At 48.4% G+C, this 18,012-nt stretch carries 16 protein-coding genes and 2 tRNA genes; 2 read left to right on the forward strand and 16 right to left on the reverse strand.

Annotated elements, in window-relative coordinates; translation table 11 throughout:
* Positions 1–85 precede the first annotated feature (85 nt).
* From Q9R36_RS24835 to spoIIE, 3 genes are all read right to left on the reverse strand, one after another.
* Entirely contained in the window at positions 86–1,078 is a 993-nt protein-coding gene (locus Q9R36_RS24835) for a serine/threonine protein kinase (RefSeq protein WP_253615973.1), read from the reverse strand.
* The gene (locus Q9R36_RS24840; RefSeq protein ID WP_009796154.1) at positions 1,047–1,784 is read right to left on the reverse strand and encodes a vWA domain-containing protein; all 738 of its coding nucleotides are present in this window, start codon (positions 1,782–1,784) and stop codon (positions 1,047–1,049) included. The genes Q9R36_RS24835 and Q9R36_RS24840 overlap by 32 nt, the downstream gene beginning before the upstream one ends.
* 89 nt (positions 1,785–1,873) lie before the next feature.
* Complete coding sequence (gene spoIIE, locus Q9R36_RS24845) at positions 1,874–4,351, reverse strand: stage II sporulation protein E (RefSeq protein ID WP_101552983.1); 2,478 nt, start codon at positions 4,349–4,351, stop codon at positions 1,874–1,876.
* Positions 4,352–4,683: 332 nt separating this feature from the next.
* On the opposite strand from spoIIE, the gene Q9R36_RS24850 reads away from it, so the two are divergent.
* Both Q9R36_RS24850 and Q9R36_RS24855 read left to right on the forward strand, forming a co-directional pair.
* Positions 4,684–4,757: transfer RNA gene (locus tag Q9R36_RS24850), tRNA-Met, on the forward strand.
* Positions 4,758–4,773: 16 nt separating this feature from the next.
* Positions 4,774–4,845 (forward strand) — tRNA-Glu (locus Q9R36_RS24855).
* 370 nt (positions 4,846–5,215) lie between these two features.
* On the opposite strand, the gene Q9R36_RS24860 is transcribed toward Q9R36_RS24855, so the two are convergent.
* The 13 genes from Q9R36_RS24860 to Q9R36_RS24920 all read right to left on the reverse strand — a co-directional run bounded on the left by Q9R36_RS24860 (position 5,216) and on the right by Q9R36_RS24920 (position 18,003).
* The gene (locus Q9R36_RS24860; RefSeq protein ID WP_009796156.1) at positions 5,216–5,686 is read right to left on the reverse strand and encodes a S1 domain-containing RNA-binding protein; all 471 of its coding nucleotides are present in this window, start codon (positions 5,684–5,686) and stop codon (positions 5,216–5,218) included.
* An 86-nt stretch (positions 5,687–5,772) separates the two neighbouring features.
* Positions 5,773–6,180: an FtsB family cell division protein gene (locus tag Q9R36_RS24865; protein ID WP_094769616.1), complete on the reverse strand. Its 408-nt coding sequence runs from the start codon at positions 6,178–6,180 to the stop codon at positions 5,773–5,775.
* Positions 6,181–6,203: 23 nt separating this feature from the next.
* Positions 6,204–6,830: a spore cortex biosynthesis protein YabQ gene (gene yabQ / locus Q9R36_RS24870; protein ID WP_009796158.1), complete on the reverse strand. Its 627-nt coding sequence runs from the start codon at positions 6,828–6,830 to the stop codon at positions 6,204–6,206.
* Entirely contained in the window at positions 6,827–7,129 is a 303-nt protein-coding gene (gene yabP / locus Q9R36_RS24875; protein WP_022543208.1) for a sporulation protein YabP, read from the reverse strand. The genes yabQ and yabP overlap by 4 nt, the downstream gene beginning before the upstream one ends.
* 128 nt (positions 7,130–7,257) lie before the next feature.
* Positions 7,258–7,527, reverse strand: a complete 270-nt coding sequence (locus tag Q9R36_RS24880; RefSeq protein WP_009796160.1) for an RNA-binding S4 domain-containing protein — start codon at positions 7,525–7,527, stop codon at positions 7,258–7,260.
* Between the two features lie 14 nt (positions 7,528–7,541).
* Positions 7,542–9,002, reverse strand: coding sequence for a bifunctional methyltransferase/pyrophosphohydrolase YabN (yabN, locus tag Q9R36_RS24885; protein ID WP_009796161.1), 1,461 nt, complete (start codon positions 9,000–9,002; stop codon positions 7,542–7,544).
* A gap of 6 nt (positions 9,003–9,008) precedes the next feature.
* Entirely contained in the window at positions 9,009–10,610 is a 1,602-nt protein-coding gene (locus Q9R36_RS24890) for a putative polysaccharide biosynthesis protein (protein ID WP_253615970.1), read from the reverse strand.
* Positions 10,611–10,811: 201 nt separating this feature from the next.
* Positions 10,812–11,348, reverse strand: a complete 537-nt coding sequence (spoVT, locus tag Q9R36_RS24895; protein ID WP_009796163.1) for a stage V sporulation protein T — start codon at positions 11,346–11,348, stop codon at positions 10,812–10,814.
* 265 nt (positions 11,349–11,613) lie between these two features.
* Positions 11,614–15,153 carry a transcription-repair coupling factor gene (gene mfd, locus Q9R36_RS24900; RefSeq protein ID WP_311226062.1) on the reverse strand — a complete coding sequence of 1,180 codons (3,540 nt, stop codon included), beginning with the start codon at positions 15,151–15,153 and terminating at the stop codon, positions 11,614–11,616.
* Positions 15,154–15,234: 81 nt separating this feature from the next.
* Positions 15,235–15,465, reverse strand: a complete 231-nt coding sequence (fin, locus tag Q9R36_RS24905) for an anti-sigma-F factor Fin (RefSeq protein ID WP_022543206.1) — start codon at positions 15,463–15,465, stop codon at positions 15,235–15,237.
* A 132-nt stretch (positions 15,466–15,597) separates the two neighbouring features.
* A complete protein-coding gene (pth, locus tag Q9R36_RS24910; RefSeq protein ID WP_009796166.1) occupies positions 15,598–16,161 on the reverse strand; it encodes an aminoacyl-tRNA hydrolase in 564 nt (187 codons plus the stop codon).
* 66 nt (positions 16,162–16,227) lie between these two features.
* A complete protein-coding gene (locus tag Q9R36_RS24915) occupies positions 16,228–16,863 on the reverse strand; it encodes a 50S ribosomal protein L25/general stress protein Ctc (RefSeq protein ID WP_009796167.1) in 636 nt (211 codons plus the stop codon).
* A 183-nt stretch (positions 16,864–17,046) separates the two neighbouring features.
* Positions 17,047–18,003: a ribose-phosphate diphosphokinase gene (locus Q9R36_RS24920; RefSeq protein WP_009796168.1), complete on the reverse strand. Its 957-nt coding sequence runs from the start codon at positions 18,001–18,003 to the stop codon at positions 17,047–17,049.
* Positions 18,004–18,012 lie beyond the last annotated feature (9 nt).

Below are 18,012 nucleotides of genomic sequence, written 5' to 3' on the forward strand. Positions count from 1 at the left end.
CTGATGGAATGCATATCGCATCCAGGGGGCTTCTGCCTGCACCATTATGTACGTATGCACAAGCGAAAAGTTTCATCATTTTTCTTTAGACCAGCTGTCCATAAATATAAACGAAATAAAGGACTGAAATAACAAAGACAATGAGCAGCGTTTCCAGGAATCCGCCTTTCTTCTTCTGATCCTTGGCTCCCTGCCTGGTCCGTGAGGGGGCTGGCCGAGGACCGGCAGCCTGGTTCCTGGCTGCACTCCGCCTGGCCGTGCGGCTTTCAGGCTGCCCCGCTGCAGGCAATGCAAGAAGCTCTTTCCTCATTTCAGCAGCGGATGCATACCTTCCCTCCAGTGCCTTCATGAGCATAAGCTCATATTTCATCAGCTCTTTGTTCTGTCTGATCATATCCCTGAGCTGGCCGATGCCACCTGCAGTCTTATTGAACCGCTTAGGATAATATAGATTAATCAGCACCATTGCAGCAGCGAATAAGTCATACTGCGGATCGGCCTTCCTTGTACCAAGCCCCCAATATCCGCGGTCGTAAAACTCAGTAAATTCCTTGATTGCCCTCCCTTTGATGGTTGTACCGCCCACATCGATGCAGCGTATCCTCGGAGGAGGGGAAGTCACTATCAGGTTTTCCGGCTTAAGATCGCCAAACACCCATCCGCTCTGATGAAGCTTTTCCAGATCGCTGAGCAGCTGGGAAAGAAGCACTTCTGTCCAGGAAGGACCTTTTTGCCGGATGAAGCTGAGCAGATCAGGTCCCTGTATGTATTCCATTGCATAAAAGGAAATCCGGGCATCCTTCCTCTCCCAGTCATCGACATCAAGCAAAGAAGGCCCGAGGGCAGAACCCTGGACCTTGGCAAAGGATTTGAGCACATTTACTTCAGAGGTAACGGACATTCCATTATCACTCATCTTTAAGGCAACCTGCTGATTCCGGCACTGGGCAAGATAGACGATCCCATTCGCCCCCCAGCCAAGCTCCCTTATAATCGTATACCGGTTGCGATGCCATTTCCCTTCGATAATCGTCCCAGGGCTTACTTTACATAGACTCTTCAATGTATTGTTCATCATCACGGGAAAGCAGGCTCCTTAGTGAACGTTTTTTCTTGAAATAGCTTAAAGCTTCACGGATTGCCGGCCCGGTAGGGGTGATGCCTCCTGTTGACAGCTTTGAAAAAATGCTTGTCAGTGATTCGAGCCTTGGCGTCCAATCCAGCAGTTTTTCGACATCATTCTTTTTCCCGGGAAATACAAAAACTGCAAAACGGTTATCTCCAGAACGGGCATTCAAGCTCAAAGACAAATCGAGAAGGGCTTCCTTGACCGTCGGGAGTTTATGCTTCATGCTCGCACTTGTATCGACGAGGACCAGCACCTCAAGCTCGACTGTTTCCCCGAGCTCATCTACAACCTCCATGACCTCTCCCCTTTTTTCCGGCGGAAGGTCTTCAACCGTCTGGGAGCCGCCCAATATTTGCTGAAGCTCCTTATTCACCACACCCTGGAGTGTTTGCGTCATTGCCTTCCTCGTTACCATCTGGACCGTCTGGGATAACGCCTGCGAGTATACGACCTGGCTTACCCCGCCCCCGGAGAGGGCAATCCCGTCAATTTCATTCATGCCCCGTTCGTCAATGACATCCTTCTCCATTACTCCGATGACATTTACCGTAATGCCCTGTTCTTTCGCCAAAGCTGACATGGCCACAGGGTCTTCGCCCTGATTGGAGCAGCCGTCTGTAATAAGCAGAATCTGTTTCAGTGTTCCGGTCTTCATATAATCTCCCCTCCTGTTCCTTATTGGTACCATTTTCGACGGAACAGGACGGAAATATACATGTTCGGAGGAAGAGAGGGACAAAATAATCAGTTGGCTTTTTGGCGCAGCTTCTGGACCGGGATGGAAGCCCATTTTGGCGTATTATGCTTTATTTTGGATACTACCACAGTCATATCATCCTCGATCAGGCCTGAACGAGACCTGATGACCTCCTCCATGATCAGGTCGGCTATTTCCTGAGGATCCTCTGTTTTCAGCTCATGGATCTTCCGCTTCATCCACAGGTCATAGTTTTCCACATGCTTGGGACCTTCAAAAACACCATCGCTCATCATGATTAGGAGATCGCCTGCCTTCAGCTGCTCACTGACCACATCCACCTCGAATTCCTGCAATATCCCCATCGGCAGATTGCTTGCCTGAACCTTGAGGACCTTGCCGCCTCTCTTAATGAAGCTTGGTGTCGATCCAATCTTCAGGAACTTGGCTGCTGCATTTTGCAGATCGACCATGGCCAGATCAAGAGTGGAAAAGATTTCGTCCGTCGTCCTCAATGACAGTACAGAGTTGACCGACTTAATCGCCACCTTCTCCTCTATCCCTGATTGAAGAATCTTTTGAAGCAGCTGGAGGGTTTCCTTGCTCTCAATATGGGCCCTTTCGCCGTTCCCCATCCCGTCGCTGATGGCAATGGCATATTTACCTCCTCCAAGCTCGATGGTCGAGTAGCTGTCACCGGAAATCAGCCCGCCATCCTTTGCTGCATGGGCCACCCCGGTTTCAACCGCATAGGCTTTAGCCGATCGGAAAGTCACGTAGCAGCTGCCGCTTCCAAATGTGGAACACTCCTCTGAATTGACAAGAATGGTTTCTCCCAATATATCTGACAGCATCGGGGCTATCAGTTTTTCACACTCGCCGTGCCCCCTGCAGTAGGGGATCGTCATATCAATATCGACATTCCCCTGCTCCAGGCTGTAAATCTCCACCTGTTCGATCTGGATGCCAAACCCCTGGAGTGCGTCGAGGATGGACTCCTCCTGCTTATGATGATTTTCCCTCTCCCGCTGGATTTCTTTCGCAAAATCGCCCATTACCTCTGACACGCCCAGCAGCTGGTCTGCCACAAGCCTTCTGCTCTCCTGAACCTGCTTTTTGAGCTTCAGATTTGCCTGATAAAACGTCAGCTCCTGATGCATCGTTTCCAATACCTTTTTAGAGCGGGTGCAATGTTTTTCCCACTCCCTTGTCAGCCTTCCGGAAACGGTCCCCTGCTGGGCATCCATTTCATGCATAATTTCCTTCATATATTCATAGGTTGTATCAAAGTTCCTTGCCCAGCAATGGTCTTTCTTGAAACAGGTCTGGCATGTTTTCTCCGTGACATTGCTCAGGAAATAATCCATCTCCCTTTCCTCCCCATCCCAATCAATGGGATTATCATGGGAAGAGAAACTTTTGGACAGAGCCTGGAATACAGTCGAGAATTGGGCAACGCGCTGGGCTGTAACGTCCCGCATCTTCCGCATATACTGCTGCTGCTCCGCCGCATACTCTGGGGTCCCCGGTATATGCCTGGCAAGCTTCCCTGTCAGTGCCTGCGGGGTCAGGAAAAATAAGACCGTTGCTGCACCAGTCTCCAGAACTGTTTTCAGCAAGGTACCCGTTCCTTCCCCATACATCCCGATTAATAAGGTGGCAATCAGCAGTCCGCACGCCACGCCAAGCTTTCTCCCTTCCTTCAGCAGGCCGCCCAGGAGGCCGGAGAAAGCAAGAAGGCTCATATGATAGAAACTAGAAACATTCGCCAGGCTGAAAATCAATCCGGTCACCACCCCTACTGTTGACCCGACCGTTGCGCCTGCAACAAATGCAAATAATAGAACCAGATATCTGGATAATATATGTTCAACAGACAGGTCATACACCGACCAGCCGATCGTTCCGGTCATGACTGAGGCTAGCATGATGATCAGGCAGACTATTTCCTCAGTTTTCAAAGACTGCCTTCTTTTTGATATGCTGAGCAATGGCAGGCTCTGCAGGAAAATCAGAGTAAGGATAAAGCCGAGGCTTGCTTCCACGCCGGCCATCATCGCATCATAAAGCGCCAGCTGTCCTGAAACAATATAAGCTTCTGCAATCTTCCCGATCGCCAATACGAAAAATGTATAGACCGGCAGGGCCCTTACTTCATTTTTCAGCCACTTTTTAGAAACCCGGAAGGCGAAGAGGAATATAAAGCAGATTCCAAACACTGATGCTGCATTCATCATAGATAAAGTGAATGCACCGGCAGTAAGCCCAATCAGGGCCAGCGGTGCCTTATCCCTCTTGATCAGATAGACCGCTGCAAAGAACGGCAGGCTGAAGGGCGTCAATTTCGCCAGGATGAGCGCCCTTCCCAAGAGAAATCCGATCAATAGAAGGATATAGCCCTTTTTGATAAAAAAGGTCTCCATCTTCATCTGGAACTTGTGAAGGCCTTTTGCCAATTCGAGCTTCGATCCGTTGAAATCAACTTCCCCAGCAGGATCCATTACCGTCTGTTCCGCCTTTTCCATTTATTCCACTCCCCGTATTTGTATCGTTGCTGATTATTATAAAATTGGTTATGCATAAAAGTTTGTCAAAAGAGGAGACAAGCCCATGTTTTTCTTTCGACGGCTTTCCTCCTAATAACAAAAAAGCAAACAATATAATGGAAGATAATCCCTAAAATATAATTTATGTTTTGAATATTAACTCAAAAAGAGGTTGATAATGCCTTGAAAGCGCGATTTGCCCGCCAAAAAAAATTGGCGAACCGAAAAAAAGGAGAACCGACATTTTTCTTTTAAAATATTATTGACACCACGGTCAATCCTTTGTATTATATTCCTTGTGCTTATATTATGGCGGTGTAGCTCAGCTGGCTAGAGCGTACGGTTCATACCCGTGAGGTCGGGGGTTCGATCCCCTCCGCCGCTATCCTTATCTTTAATACGGCCCCTTGGTCAAGCGGTTAAGACACCGCCCTTTCACGGCGGTAACACGGGTTCGAATCCCGTAGGGGTCATACATGAAATGCGGAGGGTGCTTGCCCAGCCCCGACAAGCTTAAGACGCCTCAGAAATGATGGCGTCTTTTGCCTTCAATTCTGAGGTGGCTTAAGACTCGAGGGGCTAGCACCCGCAGCTGGACAATGAAATGCGGAAGCGGCTTGCTCAGAGCCGACAAGCTTAAGACACCTCAGAAATGAAGGCGTCTTTTTAGTTCTATTTTTGAGACCTAGATTAAGACTCGATGGTTGTCTGATTCTTCCCATACATCCAAAAACACCTGCTCAATTGGGAGCAGGTGTTTTTTCGTTCTGTTAAAGCGCAAAAAAAAGACAAGCCCCTCGGCCTGTCATGGTCATGCAATATATAGAAAAAATCAGCAGCAAGTTATCCTCGTTTAGCGCCTCTTCCTCCGCGTTTGGATTCAGTATTGCGTTTTAGCGAGGCCAATCGATCTTCACTGTCTTTCAGGAACTTGGCCATTTTAGACTCAAAGTTCTCTCTTGGCGGACGGCTGTCATTGGATCTTCCGTGGCGCGGACGCTGGGATCCGGAATATCCGCCCCGTGAATCGCGGCGTTCAGGCCTGTCAGTTCTTTCTGGTCTGGCAGGTCTCTCTGGCCTGTCTATTGCTTTCTTGATGGATAAGCCGATCTTTCCATCCTTCTCCACATTAATGACTTTAACCTCTACCTGGTCACCAACCTTCAGGTGATCATTAATATCCTTAACATAGTTATCTGCGACCTCACTAATGTGGACAAGACCGGTTGAACCTTCCGGCAGTTCTACGAACGCGCCGAAGTTTGTAATGCCGGTTACCTTTCCTTGTAACTTGCTGCCTACTTCGATTGACATAAAAAGATTTTGCCTCCTTAAAGATTAAAAGAATTAAACTTACTTTATATTATACAGAATTTCAAAAAAGAGTGTCAATAAGACTGCTACTCGGATGTTTTTTCCTTTTCCTTCTTTCCGTCCTTGTCCTCAGGCAGATTAAAGATGATTTCATCCTTTTCGGAAAGGAAATAGTTCTTCCTCGCAAGCTTGGCTATATATTCATCATCATTCAGTTTGACGATTTCTTCTTCCAGGAGGACCTCATTCTTTTTAAGGGAGGCGAGCTTCTTTTCAAATTTCTCTTTTTCGAGGGCCTTTTCTTCAAGAGCAGAGGATTGCGTGACGAGTGTAGAGATCATCAATACGGCGATGACTGCAGCGCCAACGAAAAAGACAGTCAGCCTGCGGATAAGCAGGACTCTCTTCCTGGCTGTGCTGATCTCTGCATTCTCTTGCTGTTTGGCATAGTTTGTCTCGATTTTTGCTACTTTGCGTTTCCTGATGGCACTCACTCTCGCAGCCCCTCCTTGCCCATTTATTTATTTTTCCATCTGGTTATTAAGCTGTTTAAGTTATTCTTGAATGTGTGTAAATTTCCTGCCAATTTATTATATAACTTCTCGACGCTATTTTTAATCTTTTTCGGCAAAATAAACCAAAAAAGTGACCAAATCCATTTGACAGGGCTTAAAATCACTTTTAAAAGGGTCCATATGATCCTAAGTACCAGCTGCATAAGGGCCAGTATGCCTTTTCCGAGCAGCACAATAAGTGAAATAATACCCATGATGATCGATTGGATCGGTTTATAAACCAAAAGGTGTGCCATTCTGACAAAAAAGCGGAATATCGCGGCAATCGCTCCTATCAAAATTTCAAGCAGCCGGAGGAACCCCTGCTTAAGCAGGCTCTGGTAGGCGGCAAATCCACAGAACAGGGCAATAAAGATGTAGAACCTCAGCTCGCCCTGGTTGATTACGAACAATACATAAAAGACAGCAAGTCCCTGCAGACTCCAAAATAAAAAATCATTGATGAAGACAATCCAGCTTTTTCTTTTGGCGCGGCGCAGGAAGCGGTTATATGTATCGAGCGACGCGCCGAACGCGCTTCCCATGCCAATCATGGCAAGCATGGTAAGAAACTGCGCAGAAAGGGTCATCGGAATATCTTGCTAAAGAACCCTTTAGCTTTTTCCCCTTGCTGTTCATCCATATATACGAGGTCAAATACTTTCCCCTTAATGGATACGATCCCTTTCTCCACGTCCAGATTCTTCATCTGGAGATTCTGGCCGCGGATGGCCAGGAAGCCCATGACTGTCTCCAAAAGGAATTCTTCATTATCAAAGCTTTCGACCTGCTTGACGCCGGTAATATCCAGAAGCTTTCGTCCCCTCATGATGACATCATGATCAGGAGCATTGCTTTTGCCTGTGTTTGATTCATAGTATTGACTCATCCTCATCCCCCACAATCGCATAGTACAACCTTTTGTACATGTTATGAGGGAGGGGGGCCGTTTAGAACAATTCAGTCAGGTCCGGCCATTATACAATACCTGTTTCCCCGCTGGTGCTGACTTAAACATTAATTTTCCTGCTGGCCGGTGCGCTCTTCCTTCAGGATGGTGTACATTTCAGCGGCTTCTTCCTTGCGGCTTGTTTCCTGGAGGCGCTCGATCTTCGCTGTTACAATCCGCTGCCCGAGCCTGACCGTCAGCTCATCGCCGACCTTTACGGTTGAGCTGGCCTTCCCCTGCTGTCCGTTGATCAGGATCCTTCCCTGGTCAGCCACTTCCTTTGCGAGCGTTCTTCTTTTAATCAGTCTTGATACCTTCAAAAATTTATCCAGTCTCATTCTTGTCTCCCCCTTTATAGTCCTTGCTGTTTCGCTTCATCCCAGAACCGGTCCAGCTCTTCCAGGCTGTATCCGCTGAAGTCCCGGCCGCTCTCCCTGACTTTATCTTCAATATACTTAAAACGTCTGATGAACTTCTGATTGGTCGTGAAGACCGCCTGCTCCGGATCGATTTTGCAGAATCTCGCAATATTCACGAGTGCAAACAGGATATCGCCGAACTCTTTTGCTGCCTCTTCTGACCGCGGGTCCCGGTTCATTTCCTCTTCAAATTCAGACAGCTCTTCTTTAACCTTCTCCCAAGCCGGCCCGATTTCCTGCCAGTCAAAGCCTGCGCCGGCTGCTTTCTTCTGGATATCCGCCGCCTGGAGCAGCTGCGGCATTGATTTGACGATTCCGCTTAAGAGCGACTCAGGAACTGCTCCTTTTTCTTCAGCCTTGATTTCCTGCCAATTTTTCAGCACCTGCTCTTCTGTATCCGCCGAGGCGTCGCCAAAAACATGGGGATGCCTGCGGATCATTTTTTCGCTGACACCCTGAATGACATCATCTATAGAGAAATAGCCGTCATCTTCCCCGATCTGCGCGTGCAGAACTACCTGCAGGAGGACATCTCCCAGCTCCTCGATCATATGGTCGATATCTTCATTATCAATCGCTTCGATAAGCTCATAAGCTTCCTCGATCAAGTATTTCCTGAGCGATTGGTGCGTCTGCTTGAGATCCCACGGACAGCCGTCCGGCCCCCTCAATGCGGCGATGATTTCCCGGAACTTGCTGAATTCCCTGTAAAGGAGGGTTTCATCCTTTACCGGCGGCACATAGACTGAGGTCAGGTTATTGATTTCCGCTTCCCGGTCAAGCTCAAACAAAGGCACCTTCCTGATGCTTTCCCTGCTGCTCCCTGCTGCCGTGGCAATATAAATTTCATAATCGTATGGAAGCATTTCCATCAGGGTCAGCTTCACATTGCTCGCCACGTAGGTATCATACACCTGCCCGATGATCATATGATGCTTAAGCATCACTTCATCTTTCTTCAGATCAGTGGCATCCAGCAGCTGAAAGCCTTCGATCGGATCTATTTTCAGTGCCTGAAACAGGGCGTCCAGAAAGCTCTGGCCTCCCCCAATCACGATATCAATTCCCAGCACAGGGCCTTTCTCAAGCAGAATCTGAACCGTTTTCTCCGCAACCAGCGGATGGCCCGGTACAGCATAGACAACATCCCTATCTGCTGCTTTCGCCAGGAGAATATCGCAAATTTCCTCATATACCTCTTCAAAGCGGCTGTGCTTTTCGTATATACGATCAAATGATTGAAAAGCCATCCCTTCATCTTGAAGCTCCCGGATCACCGGGTGGTCCTCTGTCCTTAAATATACCGCCCCCTCAGCCTGAAGAGCTTTATAGACGCCAAAGGGCAGCTGTTCAAGGTCTCCCGCCCCAAGGCCGTAAATCGTAATCTTATTCATGTCAAATCATCTCCTGTTCCTGCCGGGCAGCAAATAGCCCAGCTTGCTTCCAAAAGGCAGCATGCTGATTTCTTCTTTTCTAAAAGTCTCTCCTTTTAAAGCTAAAAGCATGAATACAATTCCGCCTGTTGCAGCTGCACTTAAAGCTATAAGGCCGGCCGCAAGGCGCCCTTCCCCTGCCAAAGATCCTGCTGCCAGCAGGTAGGCCTTCAAATACAGCAGCATGACAGCAGCAGCAGTTCCGAGCCCCAGGATGAAGCGGCCCGGCACTAAAGGCTGCCGGAATAAGAAGCGGAGCCTGACGAGCAGGACAAGCAGCACAACGGCGAGTGCTGCACATGCAGCAATAGCTGCTCCCATCGTCCCTGCAGCCGGCACAAGCAGAATGTTAAGGATATATTTTATCCCGAAGCCTCCAATAATCACTGCCGCCGGGAAAAAGGTGTGGCCCAGCCCCTGCAGAATGGCCGCCAGGGTCATGATGATCGAGGCAAAGAAAATGAACAGGCTCAGCACTGAGAGCACTTCTGATCCTTCCGCATTCTCAAACAGCATGATATTGACCGGCTTGATAATGGCCCATAATCCTAAGGCCGCACCTGTCCCAAAGAGCAGGCTGACACGGAGGGCTAGGCCTGCCTTTTCAGCAAGGAACTTCTGATTGTTTTTCAGTTTTTCAGCTGTGATGAGCGGAACAAGGGAAAGCGACATTGAGGTGGCAATAACGGTCCCAAGCTGTATGAGCGGCTGGCCCCTGTCATAAATCCCTTTCAGCTTCTTTGCCTCTTCAGCATCCAGCCCTGCCGATACAAGCAGGGAATACAGATTCAGAGAATCTGCCAGCTGAAGAAGGATGAGCAGCATAGAAGCCGCACTGATGGCCGCACCCTGGAGAGCGATGGTTTTCATCGTCTTCAGGACTGCTTTTCCACTCAGTTCAATACCCGCTGCCCCAGCTGCTTCCTTTTTTATCACACGCCAGAAAAAGGCGGACAGGATGACTGCAGAAGCAATGCCTCCTGTCACTGAACCGAAAATGGCCCCGCTGCCGGCTGTATATAGTGATGCTCCTTCTTTCATGAGGATGAACGCAGCAGCCAAAATGGTCGCCACACGGATGGCCTGCTCTCCCACCTGGGAAACAGCAGTCGGAAGCATGTCGCCACGGCCCTGGAAATAACCCCTGAGAAGAGCTGTCGCCGGCAGAAGAAGGAAGGCTGGTGAAAGAGTCCTTAAAAGGATACCCAGCTTTGGATCTCCCATTTGCGAAGCAATCCAATCTGCCCCGGCAAACATTATCAAGAAAGCAGCCAGACCAGCGGCCAAAAGGAAAAGACCGGAGGCCGCCAGCAGCTGAAGAGCTTCTTTCCTGCTCTTTGCCTGTTCAGCATAAAGCTTTGAAATCACGACCGGAAAACCGTATGTAGACAGCACGATGGCAATCCCGTAAAAAGGATATACCTGCTGGTAAATATAAAAGCCGACATCCCCTACGATATTCTGGAAGGGGACTCTGTAAACTGCGCTCAAAACCTTTGTGATCAAAGCTGCAGCTGCAAGGATCAGGGCTCCTTTGAACAGATCTCCTGATTGATTAACGGGCTTCATTGCCCATCTCCTTCCAATAATGAATTCGAAAAGTATTATAGCATAACTATTGGCCGCAGGATGGGATGATAGCGCATTAACCTTGTTTCGTTATCCGTCTGTCATAAAACAAATAGCTTTGAAGCATTCATTTTCATTTTTCCCATAGAAAAAAGGCAGCCAGGCTGCCCCTTTTCATCTCTATAAGATACAAAATTGGTATTAGGACTCCATCTGCCTTGCCAAGAATCCAGCTGCCGTTTCTACAGCCTTCTGTTCTACATCACCAAGCGAATCTTCCTTCGCATAAATGATGACTGCCCCTATCGGATCGCCATTGGCAATGATTGGACCGATTGTATAAGCAGAAAGGCTTTCCTCATTCCCATCTGCAAGGGCATACTCACCTTGAGTGTTGACGAGGACAGAAGTTCTGTCTTCCATTGTTTTTTCCAGCAGATCACTGATGTTTTTGTTCAGATAATCCTTTTTTGATCCGCCTGCCGTTGCGATAAATGTATCCCTGTCACAAATCAGGACCGGGTTTCCAAGGCTGTCATACAGAGCTTCTGCATATTCTTTTGCAAAATCGCTTAATTCGCTGATTGGCGAGTACTTCTTTAAGATGACTTCACCATCGCGGTCTACAAATATTTCCAGCGGGTCACCTTCACGAATTCGCAGTGTCCTGCGGATTTCCTTCGGGATTACTACACGACCCAAATCATCGATACGACGAACTATACCAGTTGCTTTCATCCTGCGTTGCCTCACTTTCATCTGATGATTTTTAGCAGGAGTAGATTTCTGCTTCCTTTTGTTGAAATCTTCTCCATGTTTGAACTTAGTATCTTTCATATGGAAAGTTCTATACACTTGCAAATATTTTTTCTCTCGGGTGATAACATTTCCTCAATAGGATAAACATTCCAGTATAAAAATCCTTACCATTTGAAATACCCTTGTCTACTCTAATTAAACACTTTTCTCATTTCATTTAGGTGACAGGAACTTTTCCATTACTTTACGATATTGGATTTTGCTGCTTCTTTTTGGCCTTATCTATTCCAAGAATCATATCATAGGCGGTGTTAAGCCATTTGTCTGTACTGTAACCCTTTGTCTGGATGACCATCTTCAGCTTCTTGCCTTCCATGCCGAGGCCAACCATCCGTCCATGTTTGGTGCTTTCCTGGAAGATTTTCTGTCCGTCGATCAGAGAGCTTGCCTCCTCTGACAAGAGAATCAGGACTTCAGCCTTGGACTGTTTGATGAGCTCTACACCGGCCTCCTGGGCATGGACCTTCATCTCGGCGACCCGGAACAGGTAAGCGACCTCATCCGGATAATCTCCGAACCTGTCTGTCATTTCTTCCTTCAGCCCTTCGACCTCATCCATCGAGTCGATGCCGCGGAACCTTTTATACATTTCAATCTTCTGGTTTCCATCCGCCAGATAAGCATCAGGGATGTAGGCATCGATTTCAAGATCGATTTCCACAGAAGGCTTTTTATATGTTTCCGGATTTTCCTTCCGTTCTTCTATCGCCTCTTTAAGCATCTGGGAATACAGGTCAAAGCCGACAGAATCGATGAATCCGTGCTGCTGAGAGCCGAGCAGATTGCCGGCACCCCTGATGGAAAGATCGCGCATCGCAATCTTAAATCCTGACCCCAGCTCCGTGAACTCCTTGATGGCCTGGAGGCGCTTTTCTGCCACTTCAGTCAGCACTTTATCCTTCCGGTAGGTGAAATACGCATAGGCAACTCTGTTTGAGCGGCCAACCCGCCCCCTCAGCTGGTACAGCTGGGAGAGCCCCATCCGGTCTGCATCAAATACGATCAAGGTGTTCACATTCGGGATATCGACTCCCGTTTCAATGATCGTTGTGCTGACAAGGACGTCCGCTTCTCCTCCAAGGAAGCTCAGCATAACTGATTCGAGCTCATTTTCAGTCATTTGGCCATGGGCGGCAACCACCTTGGCATCCGGTACAAGCATGGAGATTTCCTCTGCCTTCCGTTCGATGTCCTCAACCCTGTTATACAGGAAATATACCTGGCCGCCCCGCGCCATCTCCCGTTCAATGGCTTCACGGACAAGTCCGCCATTGTATTCCATTACATAGGTCTGGACCGGGAATCTGTTCTCCGGCGGTGTCTCGATGACAGACAAGTCTCTCACGCCGAGCATCGACATATGCAGGGTCCGGGGAATCGGCGTCGCAGTCAATGTCAGGACATCAACATTTGTTTTGAGCTGTTTGATCTTTTCTTTATGAGTGACGCCGAACCGCTGCTCTTCGTCAATGATGAGCAGCCCGAGGTCTTTATAAATGATTTCCTTTGAGAGCAGGCGATGGGTGCCGACAACAATATCAACGGTGCCGTTTTTAAGGCCCTTGACTGTCTCGGTCTGCTGCTTCTTTGTCCGGAAGCGGCTTAAGAGCCCGATCTCAACAGGGTATTCCTGGAACCTTTCTCTCATTGTCTGGTAGTGCTGCTGGGCAAGGATCGTTGTCGGCACAAGGATGGCCACCTGTTTGCCGTCCGCAATTGCCTTAAAGGCAGCCCTGATGGCCACCTCAGTTTTCCCGTAGCCAACATCGCCGCACAGGAGGCGGTCCATCGGCCGCTCTTTTTCCATATCCAGCTTGATTTCATGGATGGACCTCAGCTGATCCTCTGTTTCCTGGTAAGGGAAGGACAACTCGAATTCGCGCTGCATGTCCCCGTCAGGAGAGAATGCATAACCTTTCGACGCTTCCCTCTCGGCGTACAATTTGATCAGATCGTCCGCTATATCCTGAACAGAGCTTTCAACCTTCTTCTTGACACGCTTCCAGTCATTGCCGCCAAGCTTATAGATCTTCGGCTCTTTGCCTTCAGACCCTACATACTTCTGGACAAGATCAATCTGATCGACCGGAACATACAGCTGATCGCTGCCTGAATAGCGTATATTCAGATAATCCTTATGAAGGCCATTGATTTCGAGTGTTTCAATGCCAAGATATTTGCCGATCCCGTGGTTCACATGGACAACATAATCGCCGATTTTAAGCTCTGAATAGCTTTTGATTCTTTCAGCATTCGAAAGCTTCTGCCTGCGCGGTGACCGCTTTGCTGTTTTCTTGTTGAAAAGCTCTTCTTCCGTGATGACGGCAATTTTCTGGATCGGCAGTTCAAAGCCTGTCTGCAGGCTTCCTTCCGTGATCTGGAACTTGCCCTTCAGCACTTCTTTATCAGGCTCGATGACAGCAGCCTCAATTTCATAGTCGGCCAAAACGCTTTGAAGCTTCTTGACCCGGGCCATGTCAGGGCCGAGGAACAAAACAGAGAAGCCGCTCTTCCTCCAGCGTTCCAGCTCGCTTTTCAGCACATTCAGCTGGCCGTGGAAGTTCTGCATCTGCCTGCAGGAGACATTGATGATATTCTGCGGATTCGTATTCGGGACATGCCTTAAAAATAGGGACATGTAAACGATCGGCTGATAAGACCGGGCGATGAATTCCTTCAGGCTGTGGGAAATTTTGACGTCATGGACAATTTTTCCTTCGCCAAGCAGGCTTGTATACCATTCTGCCTCCTCTTTCTCAAGGGACTCATTCATCTCCTGGACCCTGCTGATTTCATCGATAAAAATCAGCCCATCCTGCGGAAGGTAATCTAGCAAACTATTATTGGATTCATAAGCATAGGAGAGGTATTTGAACATCTGCTCAGGCCTTTGCCTGTTCCGGAGCTGCTCCAGTTCATACCCGATATTCTGGGCCAGCAGCTCTTTTGCCTTCTCATCCTTCAGCTTCTTCAGACTGGCTGAAAGGCCTTTTTCCAGCTTCTCATATACCCTGTCATAATGCTCATCCTCAAAAGGATTCTCGGTTGCAGGGCCGATATGGACCTGCTTCAGCTTTTCTTTCGATCGCTGGTCTTCCAGGGAAAAAGAACGGATACTGTCAATTTCGGTGTCAAACAGCTCAATCCTGATCGGATCCGCTTCGGTCAGCGGATAGATGTCCAGGATGCCGCCCCTGACGCTGAATTCTCCCGGGGATGACACCATATCAGTTCGGCTGTAGCCCATTTTGACAAACTCAAGAAGCTGCTCCTCTATTTCTATATCATCACCAAGCTTTAATATCAGCTGGCGCTTCTTCCAAAGGGAAGGAGGCGGAAGCACCTTCCTCATCCCGGCCATAGGGATAATGACAATGCCGGTGCCCTTCCCGCTCCAATGGTTGAGCGCGTCGATTCTCTGCGCCCTCAGCTCGGGGCTTGCAATGCTCAGCTCCGATGCGATCAGTTCATTGGCGGGATAAAGATATACATCATCCTCGCCTATCAGATTGACAATATCATCATATAATTTCTGTGCTTGTAAAAGATTGTGAGTTACAACCAGCATAGGCTTTTTTGTCTGCTCATATATAGAGGCAAGGAAAAGCGTCCGTGCCGAGCCGGTCAATCCGGCCACCAGCTGCTCTTTCAGCCCCCCGTTCACTCCGGTGATGACTGTCTTGATATCATCCTGCCGGGTGAAAAGCTGTTTTAATCCTAGCATGGCAACCCCTCCTCTCGTCCTAAGTCGTTATGTGTGCATATGAAAACAGAAAAACGCTTTGGAGTGTCCGTCCAAAGCTTTTTAATGAATAAGGTAATCGTTCTGATGGTAATCAGGATTTCTTTCCAGTGATTCCTGGCAATCCTCGCAGATCGATGTTATGTGTATATCCCCGGATGACCCATAGAGAATCATATCCTGGCGTTCTTCTTCATTCAATTTATGGAACCCAAGGCTTTCTGCATGCATTGACAAGTTATCCAGCGTTCCCATCTTCATGCCGCAATGGCGGCAATGATAATGAAGTGCCATGCCTGTCCCTCCCTGTCTAACAATTGTTATTGCTAGTATTGCCCCGGGAAGGAATCTTATTCACTTACAGAGTGCAGCAGAAAACGCTAACTTAACTTTATCATATGTAAGGCCAAATGAAATAATGAAAAGCTAAGATTGGTTATATTGATTCATGACCTCAAGGAAAGGCTTCCTGATCCAATCTATGCAGGCATCAGCCGATCGGTCTGCCGCCTCATCCATGACCTTCTGCTCTTCTGCTGTAAAACGGCCGAGCACATAATCAGTCACCTTCATCCCGCCTTCAGGGCGCCCGATCCCGACGCGGATGCGGCTGAATTCCTGTGTGCCTGTGTGCGCAATTGTTGATTTGATGCCATTATGGCCGCCTGCGCTGCCCTTCTGCCTGAGCCGGATTTTCCCCGGCGGCAAATCAAGATCATCATAGATGACAGCCAGATCTTCTGTGTCAATATCATAATAGTCCATCAGCGGTCTGATCGATTCTCCTGACAGATTCATATATGTAAGCGGCTTTAGAAGGAATACCTTTTCTCCATCGACGCGCCCCATGCCGAACACACCCTTGAACTTTGCCTGGTCCAAAGGGATATTCAGCTTCCCGGACAGCCTGTCAATAACGTCAAAGCCTATGTTATGCCTTGTTTTCTCATACTCTTTCCCTGGGTTCCCCAGCCCTACAAACAATTTCATGTCTTATTACCTCCGCCTATCAACGTAAGAAAAGGTCTGACCAGAGCGGGCCAGACCCTTTATTGTTTACTCTTCGTTTGCTTCAGTTTCCCGGCCTTCCTGATTCTCAGGGATGCCTGGCTCCTGCTCTTCGCCTGTGCTTATTTCCTCTTCCTGCCTTGGCGCAAGGATGGAAGCAATGACTGTTTCATCATCCGTATTGATCGTGAAGCCGCGGCCCGCTTTAATATCTGCGGCCGTAATGCTTTCTCCGACCTGGAGATCTGCTATGTTTACTTCTACGCTCTGCGGAATGTCATTCGGCTTGGCCGATACAGATAACTCATGGACAGGCTGCTGAAGGACTCCGCCGTCTTTGACGCCTGCCGCATCGCCGACCAGCTCGATCCTCACCTCTGCCGTGATTTCCTGCGACATATCAACCGCCCTGAAGTCCAGGTGGGTGATTTCATTTTTCAAAGGGTCCGCCTGATAGTCGCTCAGCACCACATCATGTTTTGTGCCTTCTACATCAAGAGAAAAAACAGCATTCCTGCCTGTTTCCCGGATTGTTTTGATAAAATCAGGGCCATTCAGGTAAATTGCTTTGCTTTCGATTTTATTCCCATAAACAACACCAGGAATATTCCCCTCATTGCGCAGCTGCGTCAGATTGGAATTGCGGAATTCTTTTCGTTCTTTGGCTTGAAGTACAGTGCTCATAAAAAACGTCCCCTTCCTCAATTTAAGGTGTAATTAAAATGAACCATGCAAATGGACTGCATACTTATCTTTTTAAAAATGCCCTAAATGGAGATGTTTTAAACACATTTGCCTGCAAGCTGTTTTATAACATGAGTATAGCATAAAAGGCTTGCCCTGCGGCAAGCCTCTTGTACTGCTGAATTAATCGAACAGAGTGCTGACAGATTGCTCCTCGTGGACGCGGATGATCGCTTCCCCGATAAGAGGGGCTACAGACAGCTCCCTGACTTTTGCGATTTTCTTTTCTTCAGGCAAAGCAATGGAGTTTGTGACAGCCAGTTCTTTAATATTTGAGTTCTGGATCCGCTCGATCGCCGGCCCTGACAGCACAGGATGTGTGCAGCACGCATAGACTTCCTTCGCGCCATTTTCAATCAGGGCGTTCGCAGCAAGGGTGATCGTGCCGGCCGTATCGATGATGTCATCGATAAGGATAGCAATCTTGCCGTCGATATTTCCGACGATATTCATGACTTCCGCCACATTCGGCTTAGGACGGCGCTTGTCGATGATGGCGATCGGAGCCTTCAGGCGCTCAGCAAGTTTGCGTGCGCGGGTTACTCCGCCATGGTCCGGTGATACGATGACAATATCGCCATCCAGATCTTTGTTCCCGAAATAATCGGCCAAAATCGGCACACCCATCAGATGGTCGATCGGGATATCGAAGAAGCCCTGGATTTGCGGCGCATGAAGATCCAGCGTGATGACACGCGTCGCCCCTGCCGTTTCAAGCAGGTTGGCTGCAAGCTTGGCCGTGATCGGTTCACGGGCTCTCGCCTTGCGGTCCTGGCGTGCATAGCCGTAGTAAGGCATAACAATGTTGATTGTCTTGGCAGAAGCCCTCTTCAGTGCGTCAATCATGATCAGAAGTTCCATCAAGTGCTCGTTTACAGGAGAGCTTGTGGACTGGATCACGAATACATCACAGCCCCTGATGCTTTCCTCGATGTTAATCTGGATCTCTCCATCACTAAAACGTGTAACAGAGCACTTTCCAAGCTCCACTCCGATAACCTTTGCAATTTCCGATGCCAGATCACGATTCGAATTCAGGGAAAACACCTTCAAGTTTGGATCTAAATACTGGTTCGACATGTTAACCTC

The organism is Bacillus sp. AG4(2022) (genome assembly GCF_031844465.1).
Taxonomy (GTDB): domain Bacteria; phylum Bacillota; class Bacilli; order Bacillales; family Cytobacillaceae; genus Bacillus_AB; species Bacillus_AB infantis.